This window comes from Bradyrhizobium sp. USDA 4516, assembly GCF_054055915.1.
In genome coordinates, this window is record NZ_JBSRXT010000001.1 from 2,134,934 (window position 1) to 2,149,393 (window position 14,460).

At 65.2% G+C, this 14,460-nt stretch carries 15 protein-coding genes; 2 read left to right on the forward strand and 13 right to left on the reverse strand.

The window, feature by feature from the left end; translation table 11 throughout:
- Positions 1–314 precede the first annotated feature (314 nt).
- Positions 315–827 (forward strand): GcrA family cell cycle regulator, encoded by a 513-nt coding sequence (locus tag ACVI1L_RS09960; protein ID WP_076830977.1) that lies wholly within the window; start codon positions 315–317, stop codon positions 825–827.
- 295 nt (positions 828–1,122) lie between these two features.
- On the opposite strand, the gene phoB is transcribed toward ACVI1L_RS09960, so the two are convergent.
- The 13 genes from phoB to ACVI1L_RS10025 form a co-directional block, all read right to left on the reverse strand.
- Positions 1,123–1,833, reverse strand: coding sequence for a phosphate regulon transcriptional regulator PhoB (gene phoB, locus ACVI1L_RS09965; protein ID WP_016844067.1), 711 nt, complete (start codon positions 1,831–1,833; stop codon positions 1,123–1,125).
- A gap of 145 nt (positions 1,834–1,978) precedes the next feature.
- Positions 1,979–2,695: a phosphate signaling complex protein PhoU gene (phoU, locus tag ACVI1L_RS09970; protein WP_016844066.1), complete on the reverse strand. Its 717-nt coding sequence runs from the start codon at positions 2,693–2,695 to the stop codon at positions 1,979–1,981.
- Positions 2,696–2,801: 106 nt separating this feature from the next.
- Positions 2,802–3,620, reverse strand: a complete 819-nt coding sequence (gene pstB, locus ACVI1L_RS09975) for a phosphate ABC transporter ATP-binding protein PstB (protein WP_074131128.1) — start codon at positions 3,618–3,620, stop codon at positions 2,802–2,804.
- A complete protein-coding gene (gene pstA / locus ACVI1L_RS09980; RefSeq protein WP_050386784.1) occupies positions 3,617–4,462 on the reverse strand; it encodes a phosphate ABC transporter permease PstA in 846 nt (281 codons plus the stop codon). Before pstA ends, pstB begins: the two co-directional genes overlap by 4 nt.
- A 4-nt stretch (positions 4,463–4,466) precedes the next feature.
- Positions 4,467–5,456, reverse strand: coding sequence for a phosphate ABC transporter permease subunit PstC (pstC, locus tag ACVI1L_RS09985; RefSeq protein ID WP_057019452.1), 990 nt, complete (start codon positions 5,454–5,456; stop codon positions 4,467–4,469).
- A 228-nt stretch (positions 5,457–5,684) separates the two neighbouring features.
- Positions 5,685–6,695: a phosphate ABC transporter substrate-binding protein PstS gene (gene pstS, locus ACVI1L_RS09990; RefSeq protein WP_076830985.1), complete on the reverse strand. Its 1,011-nt coding sequence runs from the start codon at positions 6,693–6,695 to the stop codon at positions 5,685–5,687.
- A gap of 134 nt (positions 6,696–6,829) precedes the next feature.
- The gene (locus ACVI1L_RS09995; protein ID WP_057019526.1) at positions 6,830–8,143 is read right to left on the reverse strand and encodes an ATP-binding protein; all 1,314 of its coding nucleotides are present in this window, start codon (positions 8,141–8,143) and stop codon (positions 6,830–6,832) included.
- Positions 8,144–8,227: 84 nt separating this feature from the next.
- Complete coding sequence (locus ACVI1L_RS10000; RefSeq protein ID WP_026192163.1) at positions 8,228–9,283, reverse strand: putative bifunctional lysylphosphatidylglycerol flippase/synthetase; 1,056 nt, start codon at positions 9,281–9,283, stop codon at positions 8,228–8,230.
- Between the two features lie 328 nt (positions 9,284–9,611).
- Positions 9,612–9,842 (reverse strand): SelT/SelW/SelH family protein, encoded by a 231-nt coding sequence (locus ACVI1L_RS10005; RefSeq protein WP_028333755.1) that lies wholly within the window; start codon positions 9,840–9,842, stop codon positions 9,612–9,614.
- An 18-nt stretch (positions 9,843–9,860) separates the two neighbouring features.
- Positions 9,861–10,769, reverse strand: a complete 909-nt coding sequence (locus ACVI1L_RS10010; protein WP_456782791.1) for a haloalkane dehalogenase — start codon at positions 10,767–10,769, stop codon at positions 9,861–9,863.
- The gene (locus ACVI1L_RS10015) at positions 10,766–11,356 is read right to left on the reverse strand and encodes a TetR/AcrR family transcriptional regulator (RefSeq protein ID WP_141339766.1); all 591 of its coding nucleotides are present in this window, start codon (positions 11,354–11,356) and stop codon (positions 10,766–10,768) included. Before ACVI1L_RS10015 ends, ACVI1L_RS10010 begins: the two co-directional genes overlap by 4 nt.
- A gap of 107 nt (positions 11,357–11,463) precedes the next feature.
- Positions 11,464–11,760: a hypothetical protein gene (locus tag ACVI1L_RS10020; protein ID WP_057019456.1), complete on the reverse strand. Its 297-nt coding sequence runs from the start codon at positions 11,758–11,760 to the stop codon at positions 11,464–11,466.
- 2 nt (positions 11,761–11,762) lie between these two features.
- Entirely contained in the window at positions 11,763–13,157 is a 1,395-nt protein-coding gene (locus tag ACVI1L_RS10025; protein WP_229191268.1) for an OmpA family protein, read from the reverse strand.
- Positions 13,158–13,326: 169 nt separating this feature from the next.
- On the opposite strand from ACVI1L_RS10025, the gene ACVI1L_RS10030 reads away from it, so the two are divergent.
- Entirely contained in the window at positions 13,327–14,385 is a 1,059-nt protein-coding gene (locus tag ACVI1L_RS10030) for a polysaccharide deacetylase family protein (protein ID WP_456782792.1), read from the forward strand.
- Positions 14,386–14,460: the final 75 nt, after the last annotated feature.

A 14,460-nucleotide genomic window follows, 5' to 3' on the forward strand; every position in this document is an offset into this window, starting at 1 on the left:
CGAGCGCAATCCGGAGCATTCCGGTGCGGTGGAAAAGCCTCATCGCGATGCTTAACTGTGTGGGAACATGTGGACGCACGACCGCGGACTCTTGCGCCAGAGTCACGCCATATTGTAGCGTTTGGCCTGTCGGGTACGACATCTCGTGCGGCGGTACTGGACCCTCTAAGTAGCCTTTGTGTCTCGCGTAAACGTTCGGGCGCAACACCGTGCCCGGCGAGGGCTAAGGGATTCTGGCCGCAGGGATATTTGTCCAGATTGGCTCGCAGCGCCGCTCCAATGATTGGCCGGCGCTACGCGAAGGGAAGAATGCGATGACTGTATTGACCTGGTCCGACGATCGCGTCGAGCAGCTGAAGAAGCTCTGGGAGTCCGGCCTGTCGGCCAGCCAGATCGCGGCGGAACTTGGCAATGTGACGCGAAACGCCGTGATCGGCAAAGTGCATCGGCTCGGCCTCTCCGGCCGCGCCAAGGCACCCTCCACGGCCGCGCCGCGGCAGCGCAAGGCCCGCCCCGCCCAGCACATGATGCGGGTGGCGCGCCCGGTCTCGCGCGGCAACACCGCGCTGGCGCACGCCTTCGAGGCCGAGATGGAGCCCGATCCGATCTCCTACGACAATGTGGTGCCGATGAGCCAGCGGCTGTCGCTGCTCGAGCTCAACGAGGCCACCTGTCACTGGCCGGTCGGCGATCCCTCGAGCCCGGAATTCTTCTTCTGCGGCGGCAAAGCGCTCGGCGGCCTGCCCTATTGCGCGCATCACTCGCGCGTCGCCTACCAGCCCGCCGCCGATCGCCGCCGGCCGTCGGCGAAACCGCAGATCAAGTGAGCACTCGGGAAAACGACGGAAGACCTCAAAGACAAATCCCCGCGAAAGCGGGGATTTTTTTGTGTGACGCAGCCCGGATGGAGCCAACGGGGCGCTCGTTCGCGCGACCCGTCGGCTCCATCCGGGCTACCGCTACATCACCGGCCTCGTCCCGGCGCAGGCCGGGACCCATAACCACGAATGGGTGTTGTTAGAAAGCCGTCTGGCCGCGTGCCGATTGCGCTGGCCGCGGCGTATGGGTCCCGGCTTTCGCCGGGACGACGCCGTGTTGCGGTTTATGAATGCCGCATGGCCGTTACGGCTGCGGCTCGGCCTTGGCAAAGCGGTCGTCGAGCGCGTAGCCGGCGCCGCGCACAGTGCGGATCGGATCCTGCTCGCGGCCCGGATTGAGCAGCTTGCGCAGGCGGCCGATATGCACGTCGACGGTGCGCTCATCGATGTAGATGTCGCGGCCCCAGACGCTGTCGAGCAATTGCTCGCGGCTGAACACGCGGCCGGGATGCTCGAGGAAGAATTCGAGCAGGCGATACTCGGTCGGCCCGAGATCGATCGGACGGCCCGAGCGCGCCACGCGGCGCTTCTCGCGGTCGAGCTCGATGTCGCCGTAGGTCAGCACGGTCGCAAGCCGCTCCGGGCTGGCGCGGCGCAAGAGGCCCTTCACCCGCGCCAGCAGCTCCGGCACCGAGAACGGCTTGACGATGTAATCGTCGGCGCCGGTGGCAAGCCCGCGCACGCGCTCGCTTTCCTCGCCGCGCGCGGTCAGCATAATGATCGGAAGCTGCTTGGTCTCGGGCCGCGCCCGCAGGCGGCGGCACAGTTCGATGCCGGACAGGCCCGGCAGCATCCAGTCCAGCACCACGAGGTCGGGAACGCGCTCCTTCAGCCTTGTATCCGCATCGTCGCCGCGCCCCACCGTCTCGACATCGTAGCCTTCCGCATCGAGATTGTAGCGCAATAGCGTCGTCAGCGCTTCCTCGTCTTCGACTACCAGAATGCGTGCGCTCATCGGTTTAAGTTCTTTCTCTGTGGTGATCCGTTGCCCGGACGCAAACCGAAACGCTTACTTCCTTGAGCATAGTCCCCGCGGAAACGATTTGTCGCGAGGATCGTCCAGTTTCGCTCTTGCCGGTTCCGTGCTTGCCGATCATGCCTCAGTTGCCCGGCACCGTGGTGGCAAAAGTGGTCATGTCGCCCTTCGGGCGCTTGTCGGTGATCTGCTGGCCCTCGATCATGTAGAACACGGTCTCGGCGATATTGGTGGCGTGATCGCCGATCCGCTCGATGTTCTTGGCGCAGAACATCAGATGGATGCAGAACGAGATGTTGCGCGGATCTTCCATCATGTAGGTGAGCAGTTCGCGGAACAGCGAGGTGCAGATCGCATCGACCTCCTCGTCGCCCTTCCAGACGTTCATCGCCGCCGGCAGGTCGTGCGCGGCATAGGCGTCGAGCACCGACTTGACCTGCGACAGCACGAGGTCGGTCATGTGCTCGAGGCCGCGGATCAACTTCAGCGGCTGGAAATCGCTCTCCAGCGCCGCGACGCGCTTGCCCATGTTCTTGGCGAGGTCGCCGATCCGCTCGAGATCGGTGGCGACGCGCATCGCGCTGACGATCTCACGCAGGTCGATCGCCATCGGCTGGCGGCGCGCGATCGTCAGCACCGCGCGCTCTTCGATGTTGCGCTGTAGATTGTCGATCTCGATGTCGGCGGCGACCACGCGCTTGCCGAGCGCGACGTCGCGACGGATCAGCGCGTCGACCGACTCGGTAATCATTCGTTCGACCAGGCCGCCCATCTCGGCGACCAGGCGGGTCAACTCCTGCAGGTCGCTGTCGAATGCCTTGGCGGTATGTTCAGAAGCCATCGCTTGTCTCCCTCAACCATGATCCCGGGGATCATGGTTTCGTGTCCTGAATTTTAGCATGACCTGATCGGAAAACCGGTTTCCACTTTTCCGGATCATGCGCCGGTCAACCGAACCGGCCGGTGATGTAGTCCTGGGTGCGCCGATCGCTCGGTGAGGTGAAGATCTTGTTGGTGTCGTCGAACTCGATCAGCTCGCCGAGATACATGAAGGCGGTCTTGTCGGAGACGCGCGCCGCCTGCTGCATGTTGTGGGTGACGATCGCGATCGTGTAGTCCTCGGAGAGTTCCTGGATCAGCTCCTCGACCTTGGCGGTCGAGATCGGGTCGAGCGCCGAGCACGGCTCGTCGAACAGGATCACCTCGGGGCGCACCGCCACGGTGCGCGCGATGCACAGGCGCTGCTGCTGGCCGCCGGAGAGCGACAGGCCGGAGGCGTTCAGCTTGTCCTTGACCTCGTTCCACAGCGCGCCGCCGCGCAGCGCCTTCTCGACCCGGTCGTCCATCTCGGACTTCGAGATCTTCTCATAGAGGCGGATGCCGAAGGCGATGTTCTCGTAGATCGTCATCGGGAACGGCGTCGGCTTCTGGAACACCATGCCGACCCGCGCGCGCAGCAAGTTGAGGTCGAGCTTGGGGTCGAGAATGTTGGTCTGGTCCAGCATCAGCTGGCCGACCGCGCGCTGACCCGGATACAGGTCGTACATCCGGTTGAAAATGCGCAGCAGGGTCGACTTGCCGCAGCCGGACGGGCCGATGAACGCCGTGACGCGGTTGGTGCCGAGCGTCAGGTTGATGTTCTTCAGCGCGTGGTGCTCGCCGTAATAGAAGTTGAGGTTGCGCACCGTGACTTTCGGCGGCGCTTCCGGCAGCGGAACCTGGGGAATGTGGCCTGCGGCAGTCGTGGAGACGGAAAGCTCGGTCATTTTGCGGCCCTTTCGGCACCAAGGATACGCGCGCCGATATTCAACGCGAGCACGGTGAATGTGATGAGCAGCGCGCCGCTCCACGCCAGCTCTTTCCAGTAGGCGTAGGGGCTCTGCACGAAGTTGTTGATGGTCACTGGCAGGTTGGCCATCGTCTTGGTCAGATCCAGGCTGAAGAACTGGTTCGACAGCGCGGTGAACAGCAGCGGCGCGGTCTCGCCGGCGACGCGGGCGGTCGCCAGCAGCACACCGGTGATCAGACCCGATCGCGCGGCACGATAAGCGATCCGCTTGATCACCAGCGAACGCGGCAGGCCGAGCGCGGAGGCGGCCTCGCGCAGCGGATTGGGCACCAAGAGCAGCATGTCCTCGGTGGTGCGCAGCACGACCGGGATCACGATCACCGCGAGCGCAAGGCTGCCTGCGATCGCCGAGAAGCCGCGCATCGGCACCACCACCGCACCATAGATGAACAGGCCGATGATGATCGAGGGCGCGCTGAGCAGGATGTCGTTGATGAAGCGGATCACCGAGGTCAGCTTGTCGTGCTTGCCGTATTCGGCGAGGTAGGTGCCGGCGAACAGGCCAAGCGGCGCGCCGATGCCGACGCCGATCACGGTCATGATGACCGAGCCGACGATGGCGTTGAGCAAGCCGCCTTCGGTCGAGCCGGGCGGCGGCGTGTTCTGGGTGAACAGCTGCACGCTGAGGCCGGCAAGGCCGTTATAGAGCAGCGTGATCAGGATCAGCGCCAGCCAGGTAACGCCGAACAGCGCCGCGCCGACACAGAGTGCGCGGATGACGATGTCGCTGCGGCGGCGGGATTTGTAGATCGGGTTCATGGCGTTACTTCCCCGCCTTCTTTTCAAGCCGCATCAGCATCAGCCGCGCGCCGGCGAGCACGAAGAAGGTCAGCACGAACAACAGCAGGCCGAGCAGGATCAGGCCGGACTGGTGCAGGCCGTCGCTCTCGGCGAATTCGCTGGCGATCGCCGCCGAGATCGTGGTGCCCGGCGCGAAGATCGACGACGAGATCCGGAACGAGTTGCCGATGATGAAGGTCACCGCCATGGTCTCGCCGAGGGCGCGGCCGAGCGCCAGCATGATGCCGCCGATCACGCCGACGCGGGTGTAGGGGATCACGACGCTGCGAACGACTTCCCAAGTAGTGCAGCCCATGCCGTAGGCGGCCTCCTTCAGCACCGGCGGCACGGTCTTGAACACGTCGACCGAGATCGCGGTGATGAAGGGCAGCACCATGATCGCAAGGATCAGCGCAGCGTTGAACAGGCTGAGATAGGACGGCGGGCCGGCGAACACCGCGCCCAGCACCGGGACGCCCTCGAAGATCCGGATCATGAAGGGCTGGAAGGTGTTGGCCAGGAACGGGCCGAGGACGAAGAAGCCCCACATGCCGTAGATGATCGAGGGGATGCCGGCGAGCAGCTCGATCGCGATGCCGATCGGGCGGCGCAGCATTTGCGGGCAGAGCTCGGTGAGGAACACGGCGATACCGATGCCGACCGGAATGGCGATCAGCATCGCGATGACCGAAGTGATCAGCGTGCCGTAGATCGGGCCGAGCGCGCCGAGCACCGGCGGATCGGCCGAGGGCGCCCAGCGCTGCGTCCAGAGGAAGGCGAAGCCGTATTCCTTCATCGCCGGCCAGGCGCCGACGATCAGCGACAGGATGATGCCGCCGAGGATCAACAGAACCGAAATCGCCGAGATACGGGTGATCCAATAGAAGGTGAGGTCACCGAGCTTGAAGGCGCTGAGGGCCTTGGCGCGATCGTAAGGTCCCGCGGCTTCCATCACATCGCTCTGAACAGCCATGTCTGCCACGCCAATCCCCTCTTTAGTATGCAAAAGCCACGCAAACCGCTACGCCCCGAAGCGATCTTCACTGACGCATTTGGCCGGGCGTCGTCGTTCCAGCCACGCCCCTTGAGGCGCGAACCCGGCCTCGATCGCGCGCTTGTTGCCGCGGTGATGGAGACCGGGTCTTGGTCGCTCAACCTGTGCCGCGATCGAGTCGGCACAGGCCCTGTCGCAGCGTCGGACTTAGCTCTTGATGTCCGACGACCAGGTCTTCTCGATCAGCTTGACGACCGAGTCCGGCATCGGGATGTAGTCGAGCTCTTCGGCCGCCTTGTCGCCCTTCTCGAAGGCGTACTTGAAGAACTTGAGCGCTTCCTGCGAGGCCGCCTTGTCGGTCGAGTCCTTGTGCATCAGGATGAAGGTCGCCGCGGTGATCGGCCAGGAGGCCTCGCCCGGCTGGTCGGTCAGGATCACGTAGTAGCCGGGAGCCTTGGCCCAGTCGGCATTCGAGGCGGCAGCCTGGAAGGCAGCCATGGTCGGCTGCACGGTCTTGCCGGCCTTGTTTACCAGCCCGGTGTAGGTCAGCTTGTTCTGCTTGGCGTAGGCATACTCGACATAGCCGATAGCGTTCTTGGTCTGGCTGATGTTGCCGGCAACGCCTTCGTTGCCCTTGGCGCCGACGCCGACCGGCCACTCGACCGCGGTGCCGGAACCGACCTTGGACTTCCAGTCGGCGTTCGACTTGGAGAGATAGTCGGTGAAGTTGAAGGTGGTGCCCGAACCGTCCGAACGGCGCACGACGGTGATGGCATCGCCCGGCAGGGTCAGCTTCGGATTGAGCTTGGCGATCGCCGCGTCATTCCACTTGGTGATCTTGCCGAGATAGATGTCGCCGAGCACTTCGCCCGACAGGATCAGGTCACCCGGCTTGATGCCTTCGAGGTTCACGACCGGGACGATCGCACCCATCACCATCGGCCACTGCACGAGGCCGTCCTTCTCGAGTTGCTCGTGCTTGAGCGGCGCGTCGGTGGCGCCGAAGGTCACGGTCTTGGCCTGGATCTGCTTGATGCCGGCGCCGGAGCCGATCGACTGGTAGTTCAGACCGTTGCCGGTCTCCTTTTTGTAGGCGTCAGCCCACTTCGAATAGATCGGGAACGGAAACGTCGCGCCCGCGCCGGTAATATCGGCAGCGAAGGCCGACGTCGAAGCGGCGATCACGCCGGCTGCGACGATTGCTTTGATGAAATTCATGGGTGGTCTCCATCAGTGAGCGAAGCGCCGAATGCGCCCGATCGCGCTCACGCCGGTCCATCTAGGAGCGGTCGGTGCTGCTTTTACGAAGGTTGGATGACAGTTGGATGACAGTACTAAGCTTCTGAAAACGCTTAGCTTTGAGTTGGCAACGGGGTCTTCGGCCGGGGAAAACAGGCGGTAAAAGTGGCCCCGTTCTTCGGCACGCTCTCGATCAAAAGACGCCCGCGATGACGGTTAAGAATATGTTTCACCAACGATAATCCGAGGCCCGTTCCGCCCTGGTTGCGGCTGTCGCCGACGTCGACCCGGTAGAAGCGCTCGGTCAGCCGCGGCAGGTGCTCGGGGGCGATGCCGGGGCCGAAATCCCGTACCATGACACGGATTTCGGGGGCCCCTTCGCCCGATGCACCCGAAACGGCCTGATTCAGCGACACTATGACGCGCCCCCCGGAGGCGCCGTATTTGAGGGCATTCTCGATCAGGTTCTCGAACAGGCGGAGCAGTTCCTCGCGGTCGCCGGCGATCATGACCGGAGCCTGAGGCAGGTCGACCTCGATCTCGACCTGGCGCTCGCTGGCCAGTGCCTCGAGCCCGTCGGCGACCTGGCGGATGATCGGCACGATGTCGATCGAGGCCTCGGGCCGCACATGGGCCGACAACTCGACCCGCGACAGCGACAGCAAATCGTCGATCAGCCGCGCCATGCGGGTCGCCTGGGTGTGCATGATGCCGAGGAAGCGCTCGCGCGCCCGCGCGTCCTCGCGCGCCGGCCCCTGCAGCGTGTCGATGAAGCCGGACAAGGCGGCGAGCGGCGTGCGCAGCTCGTGGCTGGCATTGGCGACGAAGTCGGCTCGCATCTCCTCGACCCGGCGCAGCGGCGTCAGGTCGTGGAAGGTCATCAGCATGCACTTCTCGGTGCCGCCGAACTGGGTCGGCACCGGCACCGGCGTGATCACCAGTTCCATCCAGCGATCGACCGGAACGTGGTCGGTGTAGGTGGCGCGGCGTGGCTCGGTGGTCGCGATCGCCTCGCGCAGCGCGGTGATGATCTCCGGCGAGCGCAGGGCAAATTGCGCCAGTTCGTTCTTGCGCAGCGCAGGCGCGAGCTGCGCCGCTGCGGCGTTGAGATGGATGACGCGGCCGGCGCGATCGAGCAATACGGCCGGATCCGGCATGCCGGCGACGACCGCGCTGACGGCGGCGGCCTCGACCGGATTGACGCCGCGGACATCCTCGCGCGAGGTTCCGGCATCATGCAGCCGCCATGGCACCAGCGCCGCGGCCGCGATGCAGACGAACACGGCGCAGGCGCGCACCAGCGACAATTCGCCGAGCGCGACCACCACGCTCAAGGCCAGCGCTGCGGCAAGCAGGATCAGCGCGGAATGGCGCAACCGGTCGGGCCAGGGCGAGAAGATGGAGGAATGCGAATCGTCAATTGCCATCGCGGCGGCTTTCATCCCGTCGGTTCATGTCTCGCCCAGGCGCGGTCATAGCGACCTTCCCTCGGGAGGCATCGGGCCGCTTCATCAGACCCCGGAGTCACCGCGCTTTCGAACCAGAACCGCCTCATGGTGCGGCTCGGCGCGGGGACCCGAATCAGCCTGCGGCAGCCGTTTGAGTCGGGCGCCGACGATAACCTCCCGAAACGTCAGCAAGATTACAGATATGACGAACGGCGCAATATAGTAGAGGAGCCGGAACAGCAGCATACCGCCGAGCAGGTCCTCGCGGTCCATCTGCCAGAGGCCGACCAGCATGGCGGCGTCGAACACCCCGAGGCCGCCGGGGGAGTGGCTGGCGAAGCCGAGCAGGGTCGCCGACACGAAGATGACGGCGACCACGACGAAGCCGAGATTTGGCTCGTCCGGCACCAGCACGTACATCGCCAGCGCGCAGAAGCCGAGGTCGAGGATGCCGATCGCGATCTGCAGCAGCGTCAGCGGGCCGCCCGGCAGGGTCACCGTCCAGGGGCCGCGGCCGACCACCCGCGGCTGGGTCCAGACCCAGACCACATAGGCGACCAGCGCGGTGATGATCGCGAATGCCAGCGCCCGGTTGAGCCAGGGCGGCAGCTGGTCGATGTTGGCGGCCGCCTCCGGGTGGTAGGCGATGCCGAGCCCGAGCACCGCGGCATTGCCGAGCCAGAAGGTGAGCCCGGCAAGAAAGCAGATCTTGGCGACGTCGATCGCATTCAACCCCCACGCCGAATAGATCCGGTAGCGCACCGCGCCGCCGGTGAAGACGCTGGCGCCGACATTGTGGCCGATCGAATAGGAGGTGAAGGCCGCGAGCGCGTTGATGCGATAGGGCACATGGGCGTGGCCGATCGCGCGCACCGCGAACAGATCGTAGAAGGTCAACGTGAAGTAGCCCGCCGCGACGAACAGTCCCGCCAGGGCAATCTGCCGCGGCTCGGTGCTCTTGATGGCCTCGAGCACCTCGTTGGTGTCGATGCCGCGCAGCATGTGATAAAGGACGTAGCAGGCGATGCCGATGACGGCGATGCTGATGACAACACCCAGCCGATGCAGGATTTGCTTCTGGCGCAGAAACGCCATCGCCCTGCGTATTGCTTCCAGCATCTAGACCTCGAATTGCGATCCCGCGACGACGGCTCCCGGGCGATCTCCGCCGGCGCTTCGCTGTGCCCTGGCCCGTGTAGCGCGTTTTAAACCGGAGTGGAATTCGTCAAAAGACAATAAAACGCGCATCTTCAAGATATTACGGATGATTCATGACAGCGGGTGCACAAATATGCGCGTTTCCCGCCGCCTTCGACAAGACTTGACATGCGCGTGCGGCAGTTAGCCCGCCGAACGGTCCGCAAGGCCATCCGGAAAACTACGGTGAAGTACCGGCACGGCCGAATAGAGAATGATCTTCCGTACCCGCCGAGAGGCGCTCCGCCGATCAGCAATCCCGCGCGGCCGTGACCGCGGCGACGATCTCGGCGGCATCGGGAAAATGTCCCTTGGCGCGCCTGGCGACAACCTCGTCGCCAAGCTTGACCTCGAAGATGCCGCCCTTGCCGGGGATCAGCGTCGCATCGACGCCAAGGCGCTCGCGCAACAGCGCCGCGGCTTCCTTTGCACGCTTCTCATAGCCGCACGGCCGGCAATAGGTGATCGAGACATTCCTCATGTCACGCCCTCCGTGCCCTCATGCGGCGTCGCGCTGCGCGGAGGCAGCCTCGACGCCGGCGATCCAGCCGGCCACAGAACGGCCGATCGCCTCCGGATGATCCTCCTGCAGATAGTGCGCGCCCGCGCCGAGTTGAATGACCGCGCAATGCTTGAGCGTCTTGGCGAATTCGGCGGCAAAGGCTGGTGACACCAGTGCCCCGGGCGTCGCCGCGAACAGCAGCTTCGGATAGGTCGATGCCACGAGCGCCGCATGCGCCACCGTGAGCGCCTCAGCGACATCGGCCGGCTCGCCCGCGATCGGCAGCTCGCGCGGCAGCATCAGGGTCGGCTTGCGGCTCTCGCGCGTCGCAAACGGCGCGCGGTAGGCGGCCATCTCCTCCTCGCCGAGCGTGCGCAGGATCGAGCCGGGCAGCACGCGTTCGACGAACGCATTGTTGTCGAGGATCATCGCTTCGCCCTCGCCCGGCGTGCGGAATTTCCGGAACGTCTCCCGCGCGGCGTCGTGCTGGTGGAAGTCCGACCAATCACGCATCGGGCGGATGAACTCCATGAAGGCGAGCCCGCGCACCAGTTGCGGACGGCGTGCCGCGAGATGGAAGGCGAGCGCCGTGCCCCAATCCTGGGCGACGAGATAGGCCGAGGCGATGCCGAGCTCGTCGATCAGCGCGTCGAGATAGTCCGCCTGGTCGAAGAAGCGATAGCCGATGTCGGGCTTGCCGGACTGGCCGTAGCCGATCAGGTCGGGCGCGATGCAGTGCCCGACGGGGGCGACCAGCGGCATGATGTTACGCCAGATGTAGGACGACGTCGGATTGCCGTGCAGGAACAGCACGTGCGGCGCGTCGCTGCGGCCGGTCTCGCGATAGGCCATCGTAGACCCAAGCACGGCGCGATGATGCAGGCTGATATCGGGGGATCTGGTCATGGCAACTCCTTGAACACGGTTTGGAATGCGATCGTCTTGAAACGCGTCAGCGCCGCTTCGCTGCGTTCGACCTTCATGCGCAGCATCGCGCCCTGCCAGGATGCGAGCAGGAAATCGGCCAGCTGATCGGGATCGAAGTCGGAGGCGATCTCGCCGGTGGCCTGAGCCTCGGCGATGCAGGCCGCAAACGGCGCGCGCCATTCCCGGAAGATGTCGTCGAGCTGCTCGCGCAGCATCTCGCTCGAGCCCGACGCCTCGAGGCTGAAATCGCCGATCAGGCAGCCGCGGGTGAAGCCGTCATGCGCGAGCTTGCCGGTGATCAGATCGAGATAGCTCCTCAGCCTTTCGCGCGGCGTCAGCGTCGTGTCGCCCAGCGCTTCGGCAACGAGGCCGCGCACATAGACGAAGTAGCGGTCCAGCACCTCGGATGCGAACAGCTCCTTCGAGCGGAAATGGTTGGTGAAGGAGCCCTGCGGCGCGCCGGCGGCGGCGGTGACGTCGCGCACGCTGGTGCCGTGATAGCCGGTCCGGAACATTTCCGTCAGGCCGGCGTCGAGGATGGCATCGCGGAGAGAGGGTTTTGGCATGGACGGATTTAATACGTACGTACGTATTGATGTCAAGCGCTAAAACGAATGCAGTTCGCCCTGCGCTTGGCGACGCCGCTCAGGCCTGTCGGATCAGGGGATTGAGGTCAGCTCGCGGGCTTGCTGCGCGAAACCACCCAGTCGCGCAGCCAGGAGCCGATCGCGCAGCCGACGAGATAGAGCGCGAACATGACCAGGAAGAGATCGAGCCAGTAGCCGAACCGGCCGGGCACGATCCGCGCGAACGACGCCGCCACCAGCGCGGCGGCGAGCAGCGCCAGCCAGCGCATCCAGACCTTCGAGACGCCCCGCGCCCGATGCACCACCGCGATCCAGCCCATGCAAAAGCCGAGCAGCGCCGCGCCGAGCAGCCAACCCCAGAAGAATGTCGCGAGCACGGTCATCGCTACTTCACCACGAATTCGATGCGGCGGTTCTGCGCCTTGCCGTCTTCACTCTCGTTGCCGGCTAGCGGCTGCGTGCTGCCATAGCCGATCGGCGTGAAGCGGCTGGCAGGCAGCCCGGCGCGCACGAGGTAATCCACCACGGCCTGCGCGCGGCGTTCCGACAGTGCCTGGTTGGCGGCCTCCTCGCCATCGCTGTCGGTATGGCCGGCGATCTCGATCGTCGCATTGGGGCAGCGCAACGCGGTCTCGATCAGGCGGTCGAGCAGGCCGGCGGAATCCGGCACGATGTCGGCCTTGCCGGACTCGAAGCGGATCTTGCCCTTCGAGAGGATTTCGGAAAACAGCTGCTGGCACACCGTGGGATCGACCGGGGCAGCCGCAGGCTTGACCGTGACCTCGGCCTTGTACTGCCAGCCCTGCGGAAAATCCTTGCCGAGCCCGTCGCGGATCTGGCCGGCGGCGGCATCGTAGAGCGCATCGCCCGACAGCTTCACCTCGCGGTCCGATACCACCAGCGTTCCGGTCGAGAGCCGCGACAGTGCGCCGAGCGCGGGCCCCACCGCGGCAGCGAAACCCGACGGCGCGCCGATGCTGGCCTTGAGATTGTCGACCACCTTCTCGCTGAAGAACTTGCGGCCGGCGGCGGCGACCAGCGCGGCGTGCACGTTGTTGTCGGGCACGTAGCCGGTCAGCGTCAGCGTCACCGCGACCGGGTCCTTGTAGGCCTGGAACACGTAGGGCGGCGCCTTGATGTCGTTGGCGGCGATCGAATAGCCTTCCGGCAGGTTCTTCAGCGCCGCGGCGACCGCTTCGCGTCCGCCGAGCTCGCGCGCCATGCCGGCGAGATTGACCTTGTTGTCGGTCAGCGTGATCTTGCCTTCCTTCAGCTTGCCGATCTGGTCGAGCAACAGCAGCGCCGCCGCGTCGAACCGCAGCGGCGCGCCGCGGGCGAGCACCATCTGATCCACCACCTCAACGCCGCCGAGACCGGCCTTCGCGGCTTCGGTCAACTTGCCCTTGCTCGACGGCAGCGGCGCATTGCCACCGAGTGTGACCCGCACCACGTCGCGTTCGGCGGACCAGACAAAGGGCTTGGCTTCGGGAACAAGGCGGGTCTCGTCGTTGACCAGCCGCACGCCGGGCACGGCTTCGACCGACGCCACCGCGCTGAGGCGGCCGTCTTCAGAGAAGGCGTTGGCCGCGAACGTCACGTCGCGGCCGTCGACGCTGATGCGGCGCTTGTCGAGAACGGTGTCCTTCAGTGCGGCATTAGAGCGCGCGGCAAGGTCCGCTTCGACCGTTGCAGTGCTCGTCCAGGCCGCAATACCCCAAAGCACGACCAGTGGAATCACCCCCGGCCACCACTTGCTACTCCACTTGAAAAGTCCGTGCATTCAGCGTCCTGCGGGGTCGGGAACCAGAGAGAAAACAAACCCTTGGCTGACTGTCAAACCCCAAATGACGCGCCATGGCGGGGGCGCCATGTCGGACCGGGATAACAGTTTCTTCAGTGGTCTTTCGCTAAGTTTGCCGCGGAATGCAAATCGGCCGGCCCGCGCCCACATGAAACAACTCCGCAACACCGTGATCCGTGCCGGCATGGAGGCGTTGTATTTCTCGGGTGCGCATATCCTGCTGCGGCCGATCTTCGCCGGCGTCGGCGCCATCTTCATGCTGCACCACGTCCGCCCGCGGCGCGGCGACGCGTTCCAGCCGAACCATCATCTCGAGGTCACGCCGGACTTCCTGCGCGCGATGCTGACGCATCTGCGCGCGCTCGACGTCGACGTGATCAGCATCGACGAGGCGCATCGCCGTCTCGCCGAACGGAATTTCGCGCGGCGCTTCGCCTGCTTTACCTTCGACGACGGCTATCGCGACAACCGCGATTTCGCGCTGCCTGTGATGCGCGAGTTCGGCGCCCCGTTCACGGTCTATGTCGCGAGCGATTTCGCCGAGGGCTGCGGCAGATTGTGGTGGATCGCGCTGGAGCGGGTGATCGCGGCGGCGTCCGCGATCGAGGTGCCGATCGACGGCACCATGACGCGGATCGACACTGCGACACCGCAGGCCAAGCGTACTGCCTTCGGCCGCATCCACGACTGGCTGCGTTCACTGCCCGGCGAGCAGGCGATGCAGGCCGAGATATCCGCGCTGTGCACCCGTCACGGGGTCGACGAGACCGGCATCGCGCGCGAGCTCTGCATGTCCTGGGACGAGTTGCGCGGCTTCGCCGAGGATCCGCTGGTGACGATCGGCGCGCACACCATCACCCATTGCAATCTCGCCAAGCAGAGCGAGACCATCGCATCGTTCGAGCTCGCGACCAGCCGGGCGCGGATCGAGGATGCGCTGCAGCGGCCGGCATTGCATCTCGCCTATCCCTATGGCGACCGGATCGCCGCCGGGCAGCGTGAATTCGCCCTCGCCCGGTCGATCGGCTTTCGGACCGCGGTGACGACGCGGCCCGGCATGCTGTTTCCCGAAAGCGCCGACCATCTGACCGCCTTGCAGCGGGTCTCGCTGAACGGCAATTACCAGGACGCGCGCCTGCTGCCGGTGCTGACATCAGGCGCCGCTACAGCGGTGTGGAACGGCTTTCGCCGCATCGACGCGGCGTAAGCTACTCTTCGTAGCCCGGATGCAGCGAAGCGTAATCCGGGGCCGTCGCATCCGCGGATAGCATTTTCCCGGATT

What these genes read in the sequence shown, in the direction of transcription:
- ACVI1L_RS09960 (WP_076830977.1), top strand. Translation starts at nt 315, where the DNA reads ATGACTGTATTGACCTGGTCCGACGATCGCGTCGAGCAGCTGAAGAAG.
- phoB (WP_016844067.1), bottom strand. Translation starts at nt 1,833, where the DNA reads ATGAGCGCACGCATTCTGGTAGTCGAAGACGAGGAAGCGCTGACGACG.
- phoU (WP_016844066.1), bottom strand. Translation starts at nt 2,695, where the DNA reads ATGGCTTCTGAACATACCGCCAAGGCATTCGACAGCGACCTGCAGGAG.
- pstB (WP_074131128.1), bottom strand. Translation starts at nt 3,620, where the DNA reads ATGACCGAGCTTTCCGTCTCCACGACTGCCGCAGGCCACATTCCCCAG.
- pstA (WP_050386784.1), bottom strand. Translation starts at nt 4,462, where the DNA reads ATGAACCCGATCTACAAATCCCGCCGCCGCAGCGACATCGTCATCCGC.
- pstC (WP_057019452.1), bottom strand. Translation starts at nt 5,456, where the DNA reads ATGGCTGTTCAGAGCGATGTGATGGAAGCCGCGGGACCTTACGATCGC.
- pstS (WP_076830985.1), bottom strand. Translation starts at nt 6,695, where the DNA reads ATGAATTTCATCAAAGCAATCGTCGCAGCCGGCGTGATCGCCGCTTCG.
- ACVI1L_RS09995 (WP_057019526.1), bottom strand. Translation starts at nt 8,143, where the DNA reads ATGGCAATTGACGATTCGCATTCCTCCATCTTCTCGCCCTGGCCCGAC.
- ACVI1L_RS10000 (WP_026192163.1), bottom strand. Translation starts at nt 9,283, where the DNA reads ATGCTGGAAGCAATACGCAGGGCGATGGCGTTTCTGCGCCAGAAGCAA.
- ACVI1L_RS10005 (WP_028333755.1), bottom strand. Translation starts at nt 9,842, where the DNA reads ATGAGGAATGTCTCGATCACCTATTGCCGGCCGTGCGGCTATGAGAAG.
- ACVI1L_RS10010 (WP_456782791.1), bottom strand. Translation starts at nt 10,769, where the DNA reads ATGACCAGATCCCCCGATATCAGCCTGCATCATCGCGCCGTGCTTGGG.
- ACVI1L_RS10015 (WP_141339766.1), bottom strand. Translation starts at nt 11,356, where the DNA reads ATGCCAAAACCCTCTCTCCGCGATGCCATCCTCGACGCCGGCCTGACG.
- ACVI1L_RS10020 (WP_057019456.1), bottom strand. Translation starts at nt 11,760, where the DNA reads ATGACCGTGCTCGCGACATTCTTCTGGGGTTGGCTGCTCGGCGCGGCG.
- ACVI1L_RS10025 (WP_229191268.1), bottom strand. Translation starts at nt 13,157, where the DNA reads ATGCACGGACTTTTCAAGTGGAGTAGCAAGTGGTGGCCGGGGGTGATT.
- ACVI1L_RS10030 (WP_456782792.1), top strand. Translation starts at nt 13,327, where the DNA reads ATGAAACAACTCCGCAACACCGTGATCCGTGCCGGCATGGAGGCGTTG.